This is a genomic window from Alcanivorax sp. HI0044, assembly GCF_001634945.1.
The window spans coordinates 1-1,283 of the sequence record NZ_LWEZ01000495.1; the positions used below are offsets into that span (position 1 = coordinate 1).

Consider the following 1,283-nt stretch of genomic DNA (forward strand, 5'->3'; position numbering starts at 1 on the left):
GGCGATTCCGGCATCGGCCATGACGGCGAGCACAAGCCCAGCTACACCCCGGGCATGGAGCTTCACGCCAAGTACACCATCTTCTCTGAAGGCTGCCGTGGTCATCTGGGCAAGCAGCTGCAGGAAAAATTCAACCTGCGCGAAGGCACCGATCCGCAACATTACGGCATCGGCATCAAAGAGTTGTGGGACATTGACCCGGCCAAGCACCAGGAAGGGCTGGTCGTTCACACCGCTGGCTGGCCGCTGACTGAATCCGGCTCCCCGGGTGGTGCTTTCCTGTACCACATCGAAAACAACCAGGTGGCCCTGGGCCTGATCACCGATCTGGCCTACTCCAACCCGCACGTCTCACCGTTCGACGAGATGCAGCGCTGGAAGACCAACCCGGAAATTAAAAAGCATCTGGAAGGCGGCAAGCGTGTCTCCTATGGCGCCCGCGCCATCTCCAAGGGTGGCCTGCAGTCCCTGCCCAAGATGACCTTCCCCGGCGGCCTGCTGGTGGGCTGTAATGCTGGCACGCTGAACTTTGCCAAGATCAAGGGCACTCACACGGCCATGAAGTCCGGCATGATTGCCGCCGAAGTTCTGGCGGAAGCTCTCAAGGGCGGTCGTGGCAGCGACGAGTTGACCGAGTACAAGGATGCCTTCGACAAGAGCTGGGTTTACGAAGAACTGCACGCGCAGCGCAACTTCGGCCCGGCCCAGCACAAGTTCGGCAACCTGGTCGGCTCCGCTTTCGCCTTTGTGGACATCAACCTGTTCAATGGCAAGCTGCCCTTCACCATGCGCGATACCACCCCGGATCACGCTACCCTGAAGCCGGCTGACCAGAGCAAGAAGATCGACTACCCGAAGCCGGACGGCAAGATCACCTTCGCCAAGCTGGACAGCGTATTCCTGTCCAACACCAACCACGAAGAAGATCAGCCGTGTCACCTGACGCTGAAAGATCCCAGCGTGCCGCTTGAGGTTAACCTGCCCAAGTGGGACGAGCCGGCCCAGCGTTACTGCCCCGCAGGCGTGTACGAAGTGGTGGAAGACGAGAATACGGGCGACAAGCGTTTCCAGATCAACGCCCAGAACTGTGTCCACTGCAAAACCTGTGACATCAAGGACCCCACCCAGAACATCAACTGGGTGGCCCCGGAAGGCACCGGCGGCCCGAATTACCCGAACATGTAATTCCCGTCACGGCTTCCGTGTCACAAACAAAAAAGGCGCCTTTTCAGGCGCCTTTTTTGTTATGGCCGGACTGTCAAACCCTGACAGCCCGGCAAAAA

1 protein-coding gene is annotated in these 1,283 nt (G+C 59.2%); it reads left to right on the plus strand.

From position 1 onward, the window contains the following. On the plus strand, nucleotides 1-1,185 hold a 1,185-nt coding region (locus A3730_RS05935; protein ID WP_063537704.1), incomplete at its 5' end, for an electron transfer flavoprotein-ubiquinone oxidoreductase. Nucleotides 1,186-1,283: the final 98 nt, after the last annotated feature.